A 1,216-nucleotide genomic window follows, 5' to 3' on the forward strand; every position below is an offset into this window, starting at 1 on the left:
ATAAATTCAGTAATATCAAGGCATTACTAGGTTTTACCCCTTTTTTCTACTCTTATCTTGTATTAGCGGCAGAATCATCGACCGCCACTTCAAGGGGTTTCGTGGGGGCTTTGCCCCCACCGCCCCCAGCAGGGAGCAAGCCCCCTGCACCCCTCGCTCGCCGCTAGGCAGGCGGTCGGGTTCACCCGACCGCGGGGCAAAAGCGTCCTGCTTTTATCACGGTGCAAGGGCAAGCCGCTACGCGGTCGCTGCGCGCCCCTTGCACCTTCATTACAGCAATACCCTTCAGACGCTCTCAGAGGCTCGCTATGACGTTTTAATGCGCTCCCTTATACTGAACTATGGACAGACGCAAAATAGACGCTCTACGGGGCTATGAAGCGTCAAGGGTCGCCATCGGCGACCGCGTAGCGGCTTGCCCTTGACGCGTGACCACCCCCAGACGCTTTCATGCAAGGGGAACGGACACGTTCCCCTCTGCCCAGCGGCGAGCGTTTGATGGGTGTTGCAAGAGGGCACGCCCTCTTGCTCGGGGCGGCGGGGCAGACAGCCCCGCAATCTTTGTCCGTGTAGTTTCTGCGTAAAAAATCCCCCGCTAAAAAGCGAGGGATTGATATTTGAGCCTAGACCTATTTGATGGGTCGCACTGTCTAGCGGCGACTGAACATTTGAACCCAGACCTACTTGATGTGTCGCGCTGTCTGGCGGCGACTAAACATTTGCTTATTTGATTATAGCAGAGGTAGTCAATGATCTTCAAGTGGCGCAAGGCGTTGCACCGCTTTGAAGGTCGAGCGTGAATGTCGGCGTGGTAGTCACCTGTCGCCGCGCCGTTGTTCGCGTGAGCGGAATCCGATAGGGTGCGATGGTGTGGAAGATAATAAGACGTCGCCCCAGAATCGAGAATGCGCATTTACAGAAATCTCCACGCGTGGAGATTTCTATGCGTTTTCGATGTGCACTTAGGAGTTTCTCGCAGCCGCGAAAAACTCGTGCACACCTTCGAGCAGAATTGCTCGAAGCTCACTTATGCATTTCAGAATCTGAAACGCCGTTCGCGCCCGATTGTATCGGGCGATTTTTGCCGCTCACCTTCGTTCGCTGATCCGCCGCGATGGGCGGATAAAAAAAATAGATCGGCGCACATCGGCGCCGATCGGATTCAAGTCAGCTTGCTTTTTGCTCTGCGAATACCTCGTATTGTTCTTCAGGAATG

Annotated in this window: 1 protein-coding gene; it reads left to right on the plus strand. The window is 54.6% G+C overall.

The genetic code is table 11. The annotated features are described in order from the left end of the window. Window positions 1-956: 956 nt before the first annotated feature. Window positions 957-1,216 (plus strand): hypothetical protein (locus tag HMPREF9334_RS12380; protein WP_211204864.1); only part of this gene is annotated, 260 nt, incomplete at its 3' end.

It is taken from the genome of Centipeda infelix ATCC 43532 (assembly GCF_000234095.1).
Taxonomy (GTDB): Bacteria; Bacillota; Negativicutes; order Selenomonadales; family Selenomonadaceae; genus Centipeda; species Centipeda infelix.